The 17,239-nt window shown below is 70.6% G+C and carries 15 protein-coding genes; 12 read left to right on the plus strand and 3 right to left on the minus strand.

The genetic code is table 11. The features are described from left to right. Positions 1 to 296 precede the first annotated feature (296 nt). Positions 297 to 1,616 carry a hypothetical protein gene (locus ACWIF2_RS05135; protein WP_454358682.1) on the plus strand — a complete coding sequence of 440 codons (1,320 nt, stop codon included), beginning with the start codon at positions 297 to 299 and terminating at the stop codon, positions 1,614 to 1,616. 88 nt (positions 1,617 to 1,704) lie between these two features. Beyond that, on the plus strand, positions 1,705 to 2,910 hold the full coding sequence (locus tag ACWIF2_RS05140) for a metallophosphoesterase (protein WP_454358683.1): 1,206 nt from the start codon (positions 1,705 to 1,707) through the stop codon (positions 2,908 to 2,910). 58 nt (positions 2,911 to 2,968) lie between these two features. Here ACWIF2_RS05140 and ACWIF2_RS05145 read toward each other — a convergent pair whose 3' ends face one another. Next, a complete protein-coding gene (locus tag ACWIF2_RS05145) occupies positions 2,969 to 4,726 on the minus strand; it encodes a lysyl oxidase family protein (protein WP_454358684.1) in 1,758 nt (585 codons plus the stop codon). Positions 4,727 to 5,220: 494 nt separating this feature from the next. Here ACWIF2_RS05145 and ACWIF2_RS05150 point away from each other — a divergent pair, with 494 nt between their 5' ends. From ACWIF2_RS05150 to ACWIF2_RS05165, 4 genes are read left to right on the plus strand one after another with little or no spacing between them, the layout of a single operon-like run. Next, positions 5,221 to 6,087 (plus strand): ABC transporter permease, encoded by an 867-nt coding sequence (locus tag ACWIF2_RS05150; protein ID WP_454358685.1) that lies wholly within the window; start codon positions 5,221 to 5,223, stop codon positions 6,085 to 6,087. A gap of 59 nt (positions 6,088 to 6,146) precedes the next feature. Next, complete coding sequence (locus tag ACWIF2_RS05155; protein ID WP_454358686.1) at positions 6,147 to 7,199, plus strand: taurine ABC transporter substrate-binding protein; 1,053 nt, start codon at positions 6,147 to 6,149, stop codon at positions 7,197 to 7,199. Further along, positions 7,186 to 8,004, plus strand: a complete 819-nt coding sequence (locus ACWIF2_RS05160) for an ABC transporter ATP-binding protein (RefSeq protein WP_454358687.1) — start codon at positions 7,186 to 7,188, stop codon at positions 8,002 to 8,004. Before ACWIF2_RS05155 ends, ACWIF2_RS05160 begins: the two co-directional genes overlap by 14 nt. Before the next feature lie 27 nt (positions 8,005 to 8,031). Continuing rightward, positions 8,032 to 8,916 carry a TauD/TfdA dioxygenase family protein gene (locus tag ACWIF2_RS05165; protein WP_454358688.1) on the plus strand — a complete coding sequence of 295 codons (885 nt, stop codon included), beginning with the start codon at positions 8,032 to 8,034 and terminating at the stop codon, positions 8,914 to 8,916. A 72-nt stretch (positions 8,917 to 8,988) separates the two neighbouring features. Here the strand turns inward: ACWIF2_RS05165 and ACWIF2_RS05170 are convergent, their stop codons facing one another. Then, positions 8,989 to 10,263, minus strand: a complete 1,275-nt coding sequence (locus tag ACWIF2_RS05170) for a sulfite oxidase (RefSeq protein ID WP_454358689.1) — start codon at positions 10,261 to 10,263, stop codon at positions 8,989 to 8,991. A 490-nt stretch (positions 10,264 to 10,753) separates the two neighbouring features. Here ACWIF2_RS05170 and ACWIF2_RS05175 point away from each other — a divergent pair, with 490 nt between their 5' ends. The 3 genes from ACWIF2_RS05175 to ACWIF2_RS05185 are packed head-to-tail and all read left to right on the plus strand — an operon-like array spanning position 10,754 to position 13,159. Then, complete coding sequence (locus tag ACWIF2_RS05175) at positions 10,754 to 11,569, plus strand: DUF1684 domain-containing protein (protein WP_454358690.1); 816 nt, start codon at positions 10,754 to 10,756, stop codon at positions 11,567 to 11,569. Continuing rightward, entirely contained in the window at positions 11,566 to 12,633 is a 1,068-nt protein-coding gene (locus ACWIF2_RS05180) for an LLM class flavin-dependent oxidoreductase (protein WP_454358691.1), read from the plus strand. Before ACWIF2_RS05175 ends, ACWIF2_RS05180 begins: the two co-directional genes overlap by 4 nt. Positions 12,634 to 12,637: 4 nt before the next feature. After that, positions 12,638 to 13,159 (plus strand): AAA family ATPase, encoded by a 522-nt coding sequence (locus ACWIF2_RS05185; RefSeq protein WP_454358692.1) that lies wholly within the window; start codon positions 12,638 to 12,640, stop codon positions 13,157 to 13,159. On the opposite strand, the gene ACWIF2_RS05190 is transcribed toward ACWIF2_RS05185, so the two are convergent. Next, positions 13,112 to 13,918, minus strand: coding sequence for a GNAT family N-acetyltransferase (locus ACWIF2_RS05190; RefSeq protein WP_454358693.1), 807 nt, complete (start codon positions 13,916 to 13,918; stop codon positions 13,112 to 13,114). The two genes, ACWIF2_RS05185 and ACWIF2_RS05190, sit on opposite strands and share 48 nt — an antisense overlap. A gap of 483 nt (positions 13,919 to 14,401) precedes the next feature. Here ACWIF2_RS05190 and ACWIF2_RS05195 point away from each other — a divergent pair, with 483 nt between their 5' ends. Genes ACWIF2_RS05195 through ACWIF2_RS05205 form a run of 3 tightly spaced genes read left to right on the plus strand, consistent with a single transcriptional unit; the run spans position 14,402 to position 17,222 of the window. Further along, positions 14,402 to 15,418, plus strand: a complete 1,017-nt coding sequence (locus ACWIF2_RS05195; RefSeq protein WP_454358694.1) for an ABC transporter substrate-binding protein — start codon at positions 14,402 to 14,404, stop codon at positions 15,416 to 15,418. 5 nt (positions 15,419 to 15,423) lie between these two features. Beyond that, complete coding sequence (locus tag ACWIF2_RS05200; protein ID WP_454358695.1) at positions 15,424 to 16,266, plus strand: ABC transporter ATP-binding protein; 843 nt, start codon at positions 15,424 to 15,426, stop codon at positions 16,264 to 16,266. Continuing rightward, the gene (locus tag ACWIF2_RS05205) at positions 16,263 to 17,222 is read left to right on the plus strand and encodes an ABC transporter permease (protein WP_454358696.1); all 960 of its coding nucleotides are present in this window, start codon (positions 16,263 to 16,265) and stop codon (positions 17,220 to 17,222) included. The genes ACWIF2_RS05200 and ACWIF2_RS05205 overlap by 4 nt, the downstream gene beginning before the upstream one ends. The last annotated feature ends 17 nt before the right edge of the window (positions 17,223 to 17,239 follow it).

The following is a 17,239-nucleotide window of genomic DNA, read 5'->3' on the forward strand; positions in this document are numbered from 1 at the left end:
GTCCCGGGGCCGGCCGCACATCGCCGCCGCGCGGACTCCGGTCCGTGCGGCGGCGATCGCGTGTTCCCACCGGGGTCGGAGGACGAGGCTCCTGACACAGTCGCGCCACGCCGGCGGGTCGCCTTGGCCAGCAGCAGGGCGGTGCAGGCGGGGTATATGGGGCCAGCGATCTCGAAGCGGCCCTGGCCGCCTTGCGTGAAGCCGTGCACACCACTCCGCCGGGACACCCCTCTGAGAGTGTCCCCCTGCGCAACCTGGGCGCCGCCTTCGCCACCCGGTGCATACGGGGCAAACGGATGCCGGACCTCGACGAGGCCGTGCGGCTCCTGAGACGGTCGATCCCACTCGCACCAGCCGACCACCCGGAACGCGCCCGATACCTGGTCAGCCTCGGTGGCGCGCGGGGGAAATGGTACGCGGTCACGCACAGGCCCGAGGACGCGGCCAAGGCGGCGGACGTGCTGAGCGAAGCCGCCCTGATGGGTTCGGCGGCCGCCTCCTGCCGCATCGACGCCGCGGCCAGATGGTGTTCCCTGGCCGCCGAACGTGAGGACTGGCCGACCGCGGTGCATGCCGCCGAGACGGCGGTCGGTCTGCTCTCACTGCTCGCGTGGCGTGGAGCGGAACAGGCGGACAGCCAGCACCACCTGAGAGACTTCACCGGCCAAGCACGCTTCGCCGCGTCCTGCGCTCTGCAGTCCGACAGCCCGGCACGCGCGGTGGAACTGGCCGAGCAGGGACGCGGCGTGATGTGGTCCCGCCTCCTGGACACGCGGGCCGACCTCAGCGCGCTGCGAGCGACCGCACCCGGCCTCGCGGCCCGGCTCGATCATCTCCGCACGCTTCTCGACGCGCCCGCCCAGCCTTCATCCCTTCCGTCTCCCCGACGGCCTCGTGGGGAGACGGCACCACCGGACCGTTCCGCGCTGGCCCGGGAATGGGACGACCTGGTCGAGCAGGTCCGGCAGATCGACGGGTTCACGGATTTCCTCGAGCGGCACGGTATCGACCGGCTGCTCGCCCTGGGAGACGAAGGCCCCGTCGTCCTGGTCAACATCTCCTCACTGCGCTGCGATGCGCTGATCGTCACCGAGGGGCGGTTGCGCGTCACGCCGCTGCCGAGAGTCACGGAGAATGAGCTGGTCGAGCAGGCCAACAGATGCCTGGTCCGCGAGCGGAGCGACGTGGGCCAGCTTGCGCAGCCCTGGGCCGTGACAGTCGGCGTGCTGCTCCTGCTTGCGCTGCTCGCGGGTCTTGCGGGGGCACTTCTGCTGGTGCGGGCGGCTCACGGCCGGCCGACCGTCGTGCCCATGAGCGCGGTGAAGAGCCGCGCGGTCGCCGATCACCTGGAGGCCCGCTCCGCCGCCGCGCTCAGACGCGGCATCGCGCTCACACTCCTCTGCGTCGGACTGCTCGTCACCGCTGTCGCAACGACCTGGTACGGGCCGCCGCATGAGGGTCCCGCGATCCGTGTCGACTCGCCTTCCGGCTCCGTCTGTGGCTCGGTGGTGCGCCTCGACGCGGGCACGATGGTCCTCGACACCAAGATGGGCGAGGTGAAGGTCGTACTCGACCACGCGTCAGCCCTCAGCCCGGTCAAGGCGTGTCCGCCCTGACGCCTCTCCCCGTGAACGCCCGGTCCGGCCGGCCCCAGGGCGACCGGATACAGTGCGCGAGACGGCAGCCTGGTCAGAGGGGGGAAGCGTGACCGACACCAGCAATACCCGACCCACCGACGGCGACGCGCAAGCTCCGCGAGAGAGCCGACTGCACCGCCTGATGCGCTACCTCCCCCTGATCGCTCCCGTCCTTCTGTGGACCGTGCCTTGCTGGGTGCTCCTGTACACCGGCCAGCACTGGCCGCTGCCCGTCACGCTGGCCGGCACCGCCCTGTTCGTCCTCGGCCTCGTCGGTATGCCGCTCGCGATGGTGCGCGGCCACGGCCGACGCCAGCAGGACCGGGCGGCGATCCTCGGTGACACCCTGCTGGGCACGAGCTGGGTTCTGTTCACCTGGTCCGTGCTGCTCGGCGTCTTCCTGCGGCTCGCCCTGACCGTGGCCGGCGTCGGCGAGAGCCAGGACCGGGCCCGGATCGTCACCTGGGCCGCCCTCGGCGTGACCGCCGCGCTGCTCGCCTGGGGGTACACCGAGGCCCGCCGCGTGCCACGGGTGCGCCGACTGGACGTGCGACTCCCACGGCTGGGTGCCGGGTTGGACGGCACCCGCGTCGTCCTCATCACCGACACCCACTACGGCCCGCTCGACCGCGCCCGCTGGTCGGCACGGGTGTGCGAGACGGTGAACACCCTGGACGCCGACCTGGTCTGCCACACCGGCGACATCGCGGACGGCACGGCCGAACGCCGCCGCGCCCAGGCCGCCCCACTCGGAACCGTGCGGGCCACCAGGGCCCGGGTCTACGTCACCGGCAACCACGAGTACTACAGCGAGGCCCAGGGCTGGGTCGACCTGATGGACGAGCTGGGCTGGGAACCGCTGCGCAACCGCCATCTGCTGCTCGAACGCGGAGGCGACACCCTCGTGGTCGCAGGCGTGGACGACGTCACCGCCGAGTCCTCCGGCCTGGCAGGCCACCGCGCCCACCTCGCCGGAGCCCTGCACGGCGCCGACCCCGACCACCCCGTCCTGCTCTTGGCGCACCAGCCCAAGTTCATCGACCGGGCAGCAGCCGCCGGCATCGACCTCCAGCTCTCCGGCCACACCCACGGCGGCCAGATCTGGCCCTTCCACCACCTCGTCCGCATCGACCAGCCCGCCCTCGCCGGCCTCAGCCACCACGGCCCCCGCACCCTGCTCTACACCAGCCGCGGCACCGGCTTCTGGGGCCCGCCGTTCCGCGTCTTCGCCCCCAGCGAGATCACCCTGCTCGTGCTCAGAGAATGCCGCTGACGGCCGTGTCCCCGCCCAGATCCCGGGCGGGGCCACGGCCATCAGTCGCGGGGCGGGGTCAGTTGGCGTTCACGAGGTCGTGCGCCGGCACGGTGACCGTCCGCTTGCCCGGCGTGCCGCCGAGCACGATCTTCCGCAGGGCACTGTTGTTGTCGAGGTTGGTTTCCTTCAGCCGCTTCTCCGGGTTGGCCAGTACCTGGATGTAGTAGGTGCCGTTGGGCACGCCGGTGATGTCGAAGGACTGGCCCGGCAGGTCCTGGGTGTAAGTGTCACCGGAGCCGACGTCCAGCACCTCGCGGACGGAGATCGAGTTCTCCTCACCGCAGGCGGTGGCCAGGTCGGTGTTGTACGGGTGCCAGTTGGCGTTCTTCACCGTGTAGTCGATGGCGTCGGTGTTGGCCAGGCAGAACGCTTCCTTGCCGCTGCGCACGGCCTCCTTCTTGTCGGCCTTCAGCAGCCGGTAACTGGCGAAGTCGGTGAAGTGCCAGTGCACATGCCCCGGGCGCGGGTCCCACTCCATGGTGCCGGTCGGGGTGTAGCCGACCTGCTTGCCCTTGGCGTCGTAGAAGTACTGGAAGGCGTCCATCTTGGCCTTGCCGGGCGAGCGGAACCCGTCCACCACGAGCTGCGCCGGGCCGGCGTTCCAGACGTTGGCGCTGAACGCCAGGTAGTCCTTGCCCGGGACGTCCTCGCCGCCGTCGCCGATGGTGATGCCGTAGGCCGGCAGCGAGCGCAGGTCCGGCTTGGGGACGTCCGGGACGGAGGGCTTACCGGCGGGCCGCTTCGACAGCGGTTCGAGGGCGGGCGCCTGGCGCGAGCCGTCGGTCTGGCCGCCGCTGTCCCTGGCCTGCGGAGACTGCGCGGACATCTGCTTCTTCTTCAACGCCCACGGCAGGGCCGGCGGCGCGGCCTTCAGCGGACCGTGGCCCACGTTGTACGAAGGACCCGCACCGCTCGTCACCGGCGCGGCGGCCTCAGCGGGCGTCGGGGCATGCCCGGGCCCGTGACCGGCGTGCGCGGTCGGCGCCTGGTGTCCGGCAGCGTGCCCGGCGTGCTCGCCGGCCGTCGCGGAGCGGGGCGCAGCCTCGGTGGCGCTCTCCGGGTCCTCGTCGCTTCGTTCCACCACGGTCACCTTGACCGTGGCCGGTTTGTCGGCGATACCGAACAGGTCGCGGTACTTCTTGGCAACACCGACCTTGGCCGTGTACGTACCGGCCGGCAGCTGGACCGGCTCGGTGTAGGAGCCCGCGTAGGTGTTGGCCGCCCAGCCCTTTTCGACGCCCCACACGGAGCCGAGAGTGAAGGGGTTGGTGGAGCAGCTCTCCGGATACTTGGAGGTGGAGGGTGCGTCGGGCCGTACTCGGCCGCTGGCGTTGTTCGGGCAGAAACTCTCGCTGCGGGTGAGGACCTTCTTGCCGGCTTTGTCGGTGAGGGTGATCTCCGAGAAGCCGGGCAGCCCGGAGAAGTCCTTCACCGTGCCCGCGGGCAGCTTCTTCGCCTTGGCCTTTCCGGCCTCGTACACGGTCTGGGTGACAGTCACCGGGTCCTTGTAGGACTTCCGGGTCACCTTGAGCTCCAGCGGCGTCCCCTCGGAGATGAGGTAGGTGCCGAGGTCCAGGTACACACCCGGCTCCTCCTTCCAGGTGGTGAGCGTCACCGAAGTGGTCGCCGCGACGAGGCTCAGCTCGGGGCCCGTCGCGGCCTTCGCAGGCTCCTGCGCGGCGGCCACGATGCCGGCCGTGACGGCCGTCACGGCGATGGCCGTGGTGCCGGCGAGCAGCGTACGCCGCAGCCGAGCGGTGCGTCTTCTGGTCATGGTTCCCTCGTCCTCCGGTGCTGTGAGAAGGAAGCAGCAGGCAGGCGTTTACTTCGCCCGCGCTGTGAGAGAAGCGAACCGGTTGCTCGGTTGTCCGGAAGACGGAAAGGGGTGGGGTGTTGACCGAATGCCGTCGTAATGACCGGATCCGGCCGTCGGTGCGACGATAAGGGCGTGCCGGTCATGGCCTGCTCCTGGGTGGTGTTCCAGAGAGTGGACGCCTGTTGGTGCAGGGCTGCGGCTACGGTAGAAATGGCCCCATGATCTCCGAGTCCTTGGTGCGACGCCTGGTCATCGACCTGTGCCGACGCCCGGCCTCGTGTTGTCGCTGACCCAGCTTTCTTGACGCGCCCTGCGTCCTGCCGTGCCGTGACCGCACCCGCACCAGGGCGCGCTCCCCCTCTTCGTTCGGCATGACTCTCGCTCGGGGCCGGCCATCCCTGCCGTTCGGCGGCAGCTGCGCATGTCCCGGCGCCCCTTGGAGGACGCCCCCCATGTCCACAACTCCCAGTCTGCTCAAGCCTGTTGACTCGGCCGACGTGCCGCCCGAACCGGGCGCTCCGACGCGGGGCGGGTGGACGCGCCTGCGCCAGGTCGCGCTGCCCTTCGGCTCGCTCCTGCTCTTCCTCGTCCTGTGGCAGCTGCTGGCGGCGACCGGGACGTGGAGCGAGACACTGGTTCCGCCACCGGCCAAGGTGTGGGACGCGTTCATCGAGGTCTCCACCACGCACGGCGGCGTACGGGGCTACAACGGCACCATGCTCGTCGAGCACCTGGGCATCAGCCTGCGGCGCATCGCGCTCGGCGCCGGAATCGGCATCGCCGCCGGGGTCGTGTTCGGGCTGCTCATGGGCACCGTCGGCTGGGTGCGCTCGCTGTTCGAGCCCTGGATCACCTTCCTGCGGACGCTGCCGCCGCTGGCGTACTTCTCGCTGCTCATCATCTGGCTGGGCATCAACGAGGAGCCGAAGGTCACGCTGCTGGCCGTGGCCGCCTTCCCGCCCGTTGCGGTGTCCACCACCACGGCCGTCGCGGCCGTGCCGAAGAGCCTGATCGAGGCCGCCCGTGCGCTCGGCGCGTCACGGTGGGACGTCGTCAGGGACGTCGTCGTCCCGTCCGCTCTGCCGGAGACGCTCACGGGAGTCCGGCTCGCCGTGGGGGTGGCCTACTCCTCCCTGGTCGCCGCCGAGTTGGTCAACGGTCTGCCCGGGATCGGCGGCATGGTCAAGGACGCGGCCAACTACAACAACACGCCTGTGGTGCTCGTCGGCATCATCGCCATCGGCATCTCCGGCCTGGTCATCGACGGTCTGCTGCTGCGACTCGAACGCGCGGTCGTTCCGTGGCGCGGTCGCGCGTAGTCCCCTCGCTCCCTCCCTCCCTCCCTTTTCCCTCCCCTCTGCACAGAAACGGCTTCGCCATGTCCCCTGCCCCGCAAGGTCCGTCCCGCCGTCTCCTCCTGGCCGGTGCCCTGGCCACCGTGTCCGCGGCCGTCACGGGCTGCTCCTCGGGCAGCGAGGCGTCGGCGTCCGGCGGCTCCAAGCAGCTGCGCATCGGCTACTTCGCCTTTCCCAGCGGCGACTTGCTCGTCAAGAACAGAAAGCTGCTGGAGAAGGCGCTGCCGGACTACAAGATCACCTGGATCAAGTTCGACTCAGGCGCCAGTGTCAACCAGGCCTTCATCGGCAAGTCCCTCGACATCGCCGCGCTGGGCTCCAGCCCGTTCGCCCGCGGGGTGTCCGGCAGCTCGCCCATCCCGTACAAGGTCGCGTGGATCCTCGATGTCGCGGGCGAGAACGAGGCCCTCGTCGCGCGCAAGGCCACCGGCATCTCCGATGTCGCCGGCCTCAAGGGCAGGAAGATAGCCACTCCCTTCGCCTCCACCTCGCACTACAGCCTGCTGGCGGCACTGAAGGCGGCCGGCCTGGGGGCGTCGGACGTCGAACTCATCGACCTCCAGCCGCAGCCCATCCTCGCCGCCTGGCAACGCGGCGACATCGACGCCGCCTATGTCTGGCTGCCGACTTTGGACGAGCTGCGCAAGACAGGCACCCAGCTCACCAGCAGCAAGGAGATCGGCGCGGCGGGGAAACCGACCCTCGATCTGGCCGTCGTATCGGACGACCTGATCGCCAGGGACCCCAAGGCGATCGACGCCTGGCGCAAGGCGGAGGCCGAGGCGCTGCGTCTGATCAAGTCCGACCCCGACGGGACGGTCAAGGCCGTCGCGGCCGAGCTCGGCATCAGTGCGGCGGATGCCGAGGCACAGCTCGCGCAGGGGGTGTTCCTCACCCCGGAGCAAGTGGTCTCCACCGACTGGCTGGGCACCGACGGCAGCCCCGGCAAGCTGGCCACCTACGTCACCGACACCGCTCGGTTCCTGGCCGAACAGAAGCAGATCGGCGCCGCGCCGTCCGAAGACCTCGTCCGCAAGGCGTTCTACCTCAAGGGGCTGCCCGATGTCCTCAAGTGAGATCACCGAGGCCACGGCAGAGACGGACACCGCGCGCCCCGGATCCGTCCGCCTCGACCACGTCACCCACCGCTACGGCCGGGGCGGCAAGGCCTTCACCGCCGTCGGGCCGGTCGATCTGACCGTCCCGGCCGGGGAGTTCCTGGTACTGGTGGGTGCCTCCGGCTGTGGCAAGAGCACACTGCTGCGGCTGATCGCCGGCTTCGAGCAGCCCACGCAGGGGTCGGTGCGCGTCTCCGGCAGCCGGCCCCGGCCCGGCGAGGCGGCCGGTGTGGTGTTCCAGACGCCGCGGCTGTTCCCCTGGCGGACGGTGCGGGGCAACATCGACCTGGCGCTGCGGTACGCGGGTGTGCACCGCGCCCGATGGCCCGAGCGGCGTGCGGAGTTGCTGGCCCGCGTCGGCCTCGAGGGCACCGAGAAGCGGCGCACCTGGGAGATCTCCGGGGGCCAGCAGCAACGCGTCGCCATCGCCCGTGCCCTCGCCGCCGAGAACCCGCTCCTTCTGCTCGACGAGCCGTTCGCGGCGCTGGACGCGCTGACCCGGGAACGGCTGCAGGCGGACGTCCGCCGGGTGGCCGACCGAACCGGCCGGACCACGGTGTTCGTGACGCACTCGGCGGACGAGGCGGTGTTCCTCGGCTCCCGCATCGTGGTGCTGACCAAGGGTCCCGGGACGGTGGCCCTGGACCTGCCGGTCACCCTGCCGCGCGGCGATGTCGACGCCGATGAGCTCCGCGACTCGGACGAGTTCGCCGAGCTGCGCGCGCAGGTCTCCCACACCGTCAAAGCCGCCGCGGCGGCCTGATCCCCGTACACAGGAAGGGACACACTCATGAGCGTCCTCAGCGAACGGCCCGCCGTCACCCGGCTGCCCCTCACCGCACTCGGCCCCGGCTTCGGTGCCGAGATCCACGGCATCGACCTCGGACGTCTCGACGACGACCAGGTCCTCGCCCTCCGCGAGGCGCTCGTCGCGTACAAGGTGCTTTTCGTGCGCGGCCAGCAGGGCCTCGACGACGCCGCGCAGATCGAGTTCGGCAGACGTCTCGGGGAGGTCACCGTCGGGCACCCGGTCCACGATTCCGGTGACGTGGCCCCCGAGGTGTACTCCCTGGACAGCCAGGACAACGGGTTCGCCGACGTGTGGCACACGGACGTGACGTTCGTACGGCGGCCGCCCGCGATCTCCGTCCTGCGAGCCGTGGTGCTGCCGCCCAACGGTGGCGACACCAACTGGGCCGACAGCCAGCTCGCCTACGAGTCGCTGTCGCCGGGCCTGCGGGCGTACGTCGACACGCTCACCGCCGTCCACGACGGCAGCCGCGAGTTCGGCTACTACCTCGCCCAGCACAGGCAGGGCCGGGGCAACCTGTGGGACGGGGAGGTGTTCACCGAACTCACCCCGACGGAGCACCCGGTGGTGCGGGTGCACCCCGAGAGCGGCCGCAAGGGCCTGTTCGTGAACCCCGGCTTCACCTCGCACATCGTGGGCGTCTCGGAGCACGAGAGCCGCGGCATCCTCGACATCCTGTACGCCCACCTCACCAAGCCCGAGCACGTCGTACGGAATCGCTGGCAGCCGGGCGACGTCGCGTTGTGGGACAACCGCAGCACGGCCCACTACGCCAACCGCGACTACGGCGACCAGCATCGCGTCATGCACCGCATCACGCTGCGCGGCGACACTCCGGTCGGCCCCGCCCTCACTCACCGCTGACCCGCGCGTCACGCGGCCGCGTGGGCGGGTACCGGCTGTGCCGGCCCGCCCACGTGATCACACAATGGTCCGTCACACCACGCTGACCGGGTGCCGCGCCGCCGCGTCGAACAAGTAGCCCTGTGTGTTGGGCACCGCGACGTCCGGCTGGGTGCGGCCGGCCGTGTCCGTGGCGCGGGCCAGCAGGTGGGTGGCGCCGGGAGCGTCGGGCTGCCAGCCGGCGGACCAGCGGGTCCAGGTGCCGGTGCGGGGCCTGTCGTGCAGGCGGGCGGGACGCCAGTTCGCCCCGTCGTCGGTGCTGACGTCGACCCGGGCGACGGCCCCCGCGCCCGACCACGACCGTCCGTGCAGTACATACCTCCGCCCCGCGGTGAACGAGGCCCCGCTCGCCAGCTCGAAGGCGCTCTTCGTGGCCTGCCGGGTCAGCGGCGCGCTGCCGCCCTCCGGATGGGAGGGACCGAACAGCCGGTAGAAGGTGGTGTTCCAGGGTGAGAAGAGCGGCTGCGCGGACACCTCGATGTCGCCGACCCACTTGATCGACGCGATCCCCACCCAGGACGGCACCAGCACCCGCACCGGATACCCGTGGTCGTACGGGAGCGGCTCGCCGTTCATCTCGTACGCGAGCAGTACGTCGTCCAGCGCCTTGGACAGCGGCAGCGGACGGCGTACCCGGCCCAGGTTCTCGCCTCCGCTGACGTACTCGGCGTCCAGACCACGCGGCTGGACATCCACGGCGTGCGGGGACAGTCCGGCCCGGCGCAGTACGTCGGCCAGGCGCACTCCGCGCCAGCGTGCGACGCCGATCGCTCCCAGGGTCCACGAGGTGCCGCTGACCGTCTCGCCCTGCTGGGTCGTGTAGTAGGAGCGGCCGTTGCCCGCGCACTCGACGAATGCGGTCCGGGTGACGGCCGGCAGGGCGCGCAGATCGTCGTACCCGAACTCCACCGGCCGGTCCTCGCCGGGGGCGCCGCGCAGACCGCTCCCCCACAGCCGCAGGCGCCAGTCGCCGGCCTTCAGCACGGGGGTGGCGGTGTGGTTGCGTACGAAGAACAGTTCGTTGGGGGTGTGGTATCCGGTGCCGCGCAGCGCCTCCCAGCGGGTCTCGGCATTGGTGCCGCGCTGGATGAACCACTCGGGTGGCAGGGGCTTGACGATGGGTGCGTCGGCGGCACGGGCGGGCCGTGGCGCGCCGAGTGCGGTCCCGGCGGCGGTGGCGGCGAGCAGGGTGAGCAGCCGACGGCGCGTGACCCCGTCGGCCCTGGCCTCTCCGGCGAGCCACTGGCGCAGCCTTCGGCGGTCGTAGTCGGTTTCGTGGCGGTGACCGGCGGGGGCGGGAGAAGACATGGCGGGTCCTCGTCATGGGGCGAAGGAGCACGACAGGGCTACAGCACAACGGGTATGGGCGGCACGGTCGTTGACGGAGTCGTCGGGGAGCGCGCGATCAGCCGGTCGCCCGACACAGCGCGGCGGCGACGCGGACGAGGTCCACGGCACGGCGGCGGGTCAGCGGCTCCGGCAACGGCATGGCGGGATGCAAGCACGTGGGCCGGAGGGTGTCAACGGAGCGTCCTCGCCCGGCCGATCTGGTGGGTTGCCGCCCGGGTGTGGTTACCTGATCCCATGACCGTGCTCGTGACCCGCCGCCACGTCGATTACGTGCGTGTCACCACCACGGGCTGTTCCGCCGTGAGCTGACGCCTCGCTCCGGCTTCCGACCCGTTTCCTCCACCGCATCACACTGACCGTTGCCCTGCGCGAGTACGGGCGCGGCTGCCTGTCCAGCGGTGTCCGCACCTTTGCCGTCTTCTCTGCCCTCAGCACAGGGAGTACCGCCATGAGCCAGCCCGTCAACGCCTTCGCCACCGCATGGGAGGCATGGCATCAGCGGAGGGACTCCGCCCTCGCCCATGAGCACGGATTCCTCGCCGTCACCGGCCTGTACTGGCCGTCCACCGACCCCCAGCGCTTCCCCGGCGCACCCGGCACCTGGTCGACGGGCGACGACGGCGTCACCGTCGTGCTCGGGGAGGGGGAGGAACTCGTCATCGACGGCACCACGGTGCACGGACGGCACACGTTCGGTGTCATCCCGGAACGCGGTGGCATCACCGCCGTCTGGGGCGACGCGGTGATCGAGATCGCCAAGCGCGGCGGGCACGACGTGATCAGGCCACGGCACCCGGAGCATCCGCTGCGTACCGAGTTCACCGGGACGCCCGCGTACGCACCGGACCCGCGGTGGGTGGTCACCGGCACGTACACGCCGTTCCCGGAGCCTCGGCCGACCACCGTGGGTGCCGCCGTGGAGGGACTGCGGCACGTCTACGACGCACCCGGCAGGATCCGCTTCCGGATCGACGGCCGGGCGCTGGGCCTGACCGCGTTCAACGGGCCCACACCCGGAAGCCTCCTGGTGCTGTTCACGGACGCGACCTCCGGCGTGACCACGTACGCGGCCAGTCGCACCCTGCAGATCGACGCACCCGGACCCGACGGCACCGTGGTGCTGGACTTCAACCGTGCCACCAACCTTCCGTGCGCCTACACCGATTTCGCGACCTGCCCGCTGCCGCCCGGAGAGAACCGGCTCCCGGTCGCGATCGAGGCCGGTGAGCGGATCCCGCACGAGCGGAAGCCGGTCGCTCGGTGAGCTCCTCGCGCCTCCCCCGGATCCGCTCACTGTCGTTCCTGACGCCGGGCAACTACACGGATGACGATCCGTACGCGGGTCTCGAGGCCACCCTGCGGCTGTTCGAGTACGGCGAGCGCGCCGGGTTCGACGGTGCCTGGGTGCGGCAGCGGCACCTGGAGCACGGAGTGTCCTCGGCGGCGGTGTTCCTCGCCGCCGCGGGCCAGCGCACCGAGCGCATCGAGCTGGGCACCGCCGTGATCCCGATCGGGTACGAGAACCCGTTCCGGCTCGCCGAGGACCTCGCGCTCGCCGATGCGCTCTCCGGCGGGCGGCTGCAGGTCGGGTTCAGCACGGGAATGCCGCATGCGGAGCTGATGGCCCATCTGGTCCATGACGGCGACTGGCGGACCCTCGACCTGTCGTACGGCCGTATCGCCCGGGTGCGCGACCATCTGTGCGGACGCCCCCTGGGCAGTGCGGACACCCTCATCCAGACTCCGGGTGGCGCCCAGCGGCCCCGTCTGCAGCCGTACAGCCCCGGTCTGGCCGACCGCACCTGGTACGGAGCCGGCAGCCTGCGATCGGCACGCTGGGCGGGCGAACAGGGGCTGAGCATGCTGAGCGGGAACATCGTCGCCGGCGAGGGCACCGACGACTTCTCCACCGCGCAGTCGGCACTGGTCCACGAGTACCGTCGCCTGCTCGGGCCGGAGCGACCGGGACGGGTGGCCATCGGCCGGGTGATCGTGCCCTTCGACAGCGCGGACGCGGCGACCCGGCGGCGCTACCGCGCCTATGCGGCGAGCCGCCACGAGCGGACCCTCGCACCGCAGGGGGCCAAACGCACCCTGTTCGCCCCCGACGTGGTGGGGACGTCGGAGGAGATCCTGGAGCTGCTGAGCTCCGACGCCGCGCTCGCGGAGGTGTCGGAGCTGCGCCTGGAACTGCCGTACGAGTTCGAACCGGGCGACTACGAGCAGATCCTGCACGATGTGCGCCATCACATCGCGCCCCGGCTGGGCTGGCGGCCCGCTCGGGACCACGGTCGGCGCAACGTCGCCCCGTCGCAGACGGCAGGATGACTCCGTGCTCGTCGTGATCGGCGGTCTGCCCGCCGCCGGAAAGACCACTCTCGCCCGCCTGCTGGCGGCGGAGATCGGCGCGGTCCACCTGCGCGTGGACACCGTCGAGCAGGCACTGGCCCTCTCCGGCCTGGCCCGGCATCCGGTCGGTCCGGCGGGCTACGTCGTCGGGTACGCCCTGGCCGAGGAGCAGCTGCGGCAGGGGCTGACCGTGATCGCGGAGTCGGTGAACCCGCTGGCGGTGACGCGGGACGCCTGGCGTGGTGCGGCCGCACGGGCGGGTGTGCCTTGCGTCGAGGTGGAGGTCGTCTGCTCCGATCCGGTCGAGCACCGGCGGCGGGTGACGTCGCGGTCGGTCGACATCCCGGACCTGCCGCTGCCCGACTGGCAGCAGATCCTCGACCGGGAGTACGAGCCGTGGGACCGGGACCGGGTCGTCGTCGACACCGCGGGACAGGATCCTGCCGCGTCGGCGGCCCTACTGCTGGGAGCCGTGTTGTCGGCGGCCGCCGGTGAATCCGGGTAGCGAGCCCCGGGCTTCACGAGGATCGGTGCCCGTCGGCCGGCCCGGGCTGCGGACCAGCAGGATGGGAGAGCGGCGGCGCAGGGTGAAGCCGATGGACTCGTACAGCCGGATCGCCTGCACGTTGCCGGCTGCGGCGTGCAGAAACGGGACGTCGCCGCGGGCGCGGATGCCCGCCGCGACGGCGCGCACCAGGCGAGTGCCCAGACCGCGGCCGCGATGCTCCGGGTCGGTGCAGACGGCGCTGATCTCCGTCCAGCCGGGCGGCCGGATGCGCTCGCCGGCCATGGCGATCAGCCGCCCCTGGTGCCGGATGCCGAGATAGGTGCCCAGTTCGACGGTGCGTTTCAGGAAGGGGCCCGGTTTCGTGCGGGCGACCAGGTCGAGGATCTCGGGGACGTCGTCGGGTCCGAGTCGTACCGCTTCCGGCGCGGGCCGGGCACGCAGTGCGGTGTCGACGAGCTGCACTCCCAGACCGCCGCCGACGACATCCCACCCGGACGGGACCTCTTCGACCGGCTTGACCCGTACGACGGTCCCGGGGCCGACGAGCGCGCGCAGGTCGGCCCAGGCGGCCGGGTCGGCCGGATCCGCGAGGGCGGCGAAGTCGTAGACATCGGCGGGGTAGCGGGCGGCACGGCCGAGCCGTTCGGCGAAGGGGGCGTGCGGGCCGGCCAGTGCGGCCCAGACCGCGTTGTCCAAGGGATGCGTGCTCGGGTCGGCCAGGCCTTCGCCACCACGAACGTCGATCGAATGTGCCACGAAGCCATGTCTAGCAGGCAGTTCAGGGATGGATCATTGCAGCGGCATGAATTTCGGGCTCGCCGGTAGGCCGGCTCCGGCCGGGCAATTGTGAACGGTGTGCTTCACTCCCATGTCGGGCAGTTCAGAAGATGAGACGTATGCGCAAGCGACATTGACGTGGCCGGTTTTCGCTGCAACTCTCTTGGCTGTGAGCCATTCCGAGAAACTAGCCGCGCGCCTGCACGTCGACTTGCGACGCCAGGCCAGCGCCATCTGTGCCGTCGGCTTCTGAGGCCCCGACGGGCATCTCTCACGCGCTCCATTTTCATATTCAACTGTCGCGTCATCCGCTGCTGCCGTAGACGCTGAACTCCTCGTAGCTCTTTCTGCCGAGGCCCCTCTTCCGCCGTCCGTCGCGGCTTCGCGTGCTGTCCTGTTCAAGAACCGCACGCGGGCCTGACCATGGGCGGATTTCCCCATTCCCCTGAACAGGACCCCTTCATGGCCACTACGGCATCGAACCGACGTCAGTTCCTTTCCCTGCTCGGTCTTTCGGCGGTGGCCGTGAGCTGCGGTACGACCGCCGGCGCCTCGTCCGGCAAGGGCGGGACCAAGACACTGCGCTATCAGGGCTGGGCCGGCCAGGTCACTCTGCCGGAGCTGGCCGAGGACCTCGGCTATCTGGAGGACGTGAAGCTGGACTGGGTCGGCAACACCATCAGCGGGCCGCAGGACATCCAGTCCGCGGCGACGGGCCAGGTCGACTTCGGCGGCGCGTTCAACGGAGCGGTCGTCAAACTCGCCGCGAACAAGGCCCCCGTCAAGGCCGTCATCAGCTACTACGGCGCCGACAAGTACGCCTACAACGGCTTCTACGTCCTCGAGGACAGCCCCATCCGCTCGGCCCGGGACCTCATCGGCAAGAAGATCGGGATGAACACCCTCGGAGCCCACTCCGAGGCCATGCTCGACATCTACCTCCAGCGGGGCGGCCTGTCACAGTCGGACATCGGCAAGGCCGAGCCCCTGGTCGTCCCGCCGGTCAACACCGAGCAGACCCTGCGCCAGAAGCAGATCGACGTGGCCGTACTCGGCGGGCTGCTGCGCGACAAGGCCCTGGCCACCGGAGGCATCCGCCCGCTGTTCACCGACTACCAGTTGCTCGGGGCGTTCAGCGCCGGCACCTATGTGATGACCGACCGCTTCCTCAACCAGAACCCCGACACCGCGCGCATCTTCGTCACCGGCATCGGAAAGGCCATCGACTGGTCCCGTTCCACTCCCCGCGAGGAAGTCATCGCCCGGATGACCGACATCGTGAAGAAGCGCGGCCGCAACGAGGACCCCGCACCCCTGAAGTACTGGCGGTCCTTCGGTGTCGCCGAGAAGGCGGGCCGTATCACCGGCAAAGAACTCAAGCTGTGGGTCGACTGGCTGACCGAGCGCGGCGACATCAAAAAGGACCAGGTCACCTTGTCGGACCTCTACACCAACAAGTTCAACGCCAGCGGGAGCTGACCCCCATGCCGGAATCCAAATCCACCACACCCAAGATCGAATTCGAGAACATCACGAAGGAATTCACCGTCAAGGACCGGAAGGGCGTTCGGCAAACGACCCGGTTCACCGCCCTCGACGGAATCGATCTCCGGATAGCGGACGGCGAATTCATCGTCCTCGTCGGTCCCAGCGGCTGCGGAAAGTCGACCCTGCTGGATCTGCTCGGCGGCCTCACCCGGCCCACCGGGGGACGCATCCTGCTCGACGGGCGCCCCGTCACCGGGCCCGGCCTGGACCGAGGCATCGTCTTCCAGCAGTACGCACTGCTGCCCTGGCGCACGGCGCAGGGCAACGTCGAGTTCGGCCTGGAGGCCACCGGCGTCCCGCGACGCCAACGCGCCCAGCGAGCCCGGGAGTTCCTGGACCTCGTCGGCCTCACCGGCTTCGAGGACCGCCACCCGCACGAGCTGTCGGGAGGGATGCGGCAGCGCGTGGCGATCGCCCGCAGCCTCGCCTACGACCCCGATGTGCTGCTGATGGACGAGCCGTTCGCCGCGCTGGACGCCCAGACCCGCGAATCGCTCCAGGACGAGCTGCTGCGCATCTGGCAGCGCACCGGAAAGACCGTCGTCTTCATCACCCACGGCATCGACGAGGCCGTCTACCTCGGACAGCGCGTCGCCGTCATGACCTCCAGGCCGGGCCGCATCAAGCAGATCGTGCCGGTCGCCCTCGGCTCCCGGGACGCGACGGACGACCTGCGCTCCAGTCCCGAGTTCGCACACCACCGCCACGAGATCTGGTCACTGCTGCACGACGAGGTCGCCAGGGCCCAGCAATTGGAGAAGGAGGCGGCTGCCGCATGAGCCCCACAACCGGAACGACCGCCGTGACCACGACGCCGGACGCTGTGAGCATCACCGGGCCCGCCCCGGCCCCTCCCGCTGCCGAGTCCGCTGCAACGTCCGCCGCGTCCGCACCAGCGGGCGCATCGCCGGGGGCGCAGCGGCACCTTCGCTCAGCGGCTGCCCGCGCCCGCCGGGCGACCCACCGGCTGCCGGGTCTGCTGGTGAGCGGAGCCACCAAGTCCGCGGCGATCGTGGCCCTGTTGCTGCTCTGGGAGACCGCGCCGCGCCTGGGGCTGGTCGACCGGACGTTCCTGCCGCCGTTCAGCGAGGTCGCCCGCGCCTGGTGGGAGCTGGCCGTCGACGGTCAGCTCGCCGACAACGCCCGTGCCAGCCTGGTGCGTTCGCTCAGCGGGTTCGGGCTCGCCGTGCTCGTCGCCGTGCCGCTCGGTCTGCTGATCGGCTGGTACCGGCCGGTGGCCGACTTCCTCGGCCCGCTGCTGGAGGTCTTCCGCAACACCGCCGCACTCGCCCTGCTGCCGGTGTTCGTCCTGCTCCTCGGCATCGGCGAGACCTCGAAGATCTCCATCGTGCTCTACGCGTGCACCTGGCCCATTCTGCTCAACACCATCAGCGCGGTCCGAGGCGTCGACCCGACGCTGCTGAAGCTGGCGAAGTCGATGGACCTGTCCGCGCCCAGGCTGTTCCAGAAGGTCATCCTGCCCTCCGCCGTACCGGTCGTCTTCACCGGCATCCGACTGGCCGGAGCGGTCTCCATCCTCGTGCTCGTCGCCGCCGAGATGATCGGCGCCAAGGCAGGTCTGGGCTATCTGATCAACGCATCGCAGTACAACTTCGCCATCCCGCAGATGTACGCGGGCATCATCACCATCTCCGCCATCGGAGTGGCCTTCAACCAGCTCCTGGTCGCGGTGGAGCGACGGCTCAGCACCTGGCGCCTCCCGGCCGACGGCTGACCTCGGCCCGCGTTCCC

It is taken from the genome of Streptomyces sp. NPDC055506 (assembly GCF_053643595.1).

What these genes read in the sequence shown, in the direction of transcription:
- ACWIF2_RS05150 (WP_454358685.1), top strand. Translation starts at nt 5,221, where the DNA reads ATGTCCACAACTCCCAGTCTGCTCAAGCCTGTTGACTCGGCCGACGTG.
- ACWIF2_RS05165 (WP_454358688.1), top strand. Translation starts at nt 8,032, where the DNA reads ATGAGCGTCCTCAGCGAACGGCCCGCCGTCACCCGGCTGCCCCTCACC.
- ACWIF2_RS05175 (WP_454358690.1), top strand. Translation starts at nt 10,754, where the DNA reads ATGAGCCAGCCCGTCAACGCCTTCGCCACCGCATGGGAGGCATGGCAT.
- ACWIF2_RS05195 (WP_454358694.1), top strand. Translation starts at nt 14,402, where the DNA reads ATGGCCACTACGGCATCGAACCGACGTCAGTTCCTTTCCCTGCTCGGT.
- ACWIF2_RS05205 (WP_454358696.1), top strand. Translation starts at nt 16,263, where the DNA reads ATGAGCCCCACAACCGGAACGACCGCCGTGACCACGACGCCGGACGCT.
- ACWIF2_RS05200 (WP_454358695.1), top strand. Translation starts at nt 15,424, where the DNA reads ATGCCGGAATCCAAATCCACCACACCCAAGATCGAATTCGAGAACATC.
- ACWIF2_RS05170 (WP_454358689.1), bottom strand. Translation starts at nt 10,263, where the DNA reads ATGTCTTCTCCCGCCCCCGCCGGTCACCGCCACGAAACCGACTACGAC.
- ACWIF2_RS05145 (WP_454358684.1), bottom strand. Translation starts at nt 4,726, where the DNA reads ATGACCAGAAGACGCACCGCTCGGCTGCGGCGTACGCTGCTCGCCGGC.
- ACWIF2_RS05155 (WP_454358686.1), top strand. Translation starts at nt 6,147, where the DNA reads ATGTCCCCTGCCCCGCAAGGTCCGTCCCGCCGTCTCCTCCTGGCCGGT.
- ACWIF2_RS05160 (WP_454358687.1), top strand. Translation starts at nt 7,186, where the DNA reads ATGTCCTCAAGTGAGATCACCGAGGCCACGGCAGAGACGGACACCGCG.
- ACWIF2_RS05135 (WP_454358682.1), top strand. Translation starts at nt 297, where the DNA reads ATGCCGGACCTCGACGAGGCCGTGCGGCTCCTGAGACGGTCGATCCCA.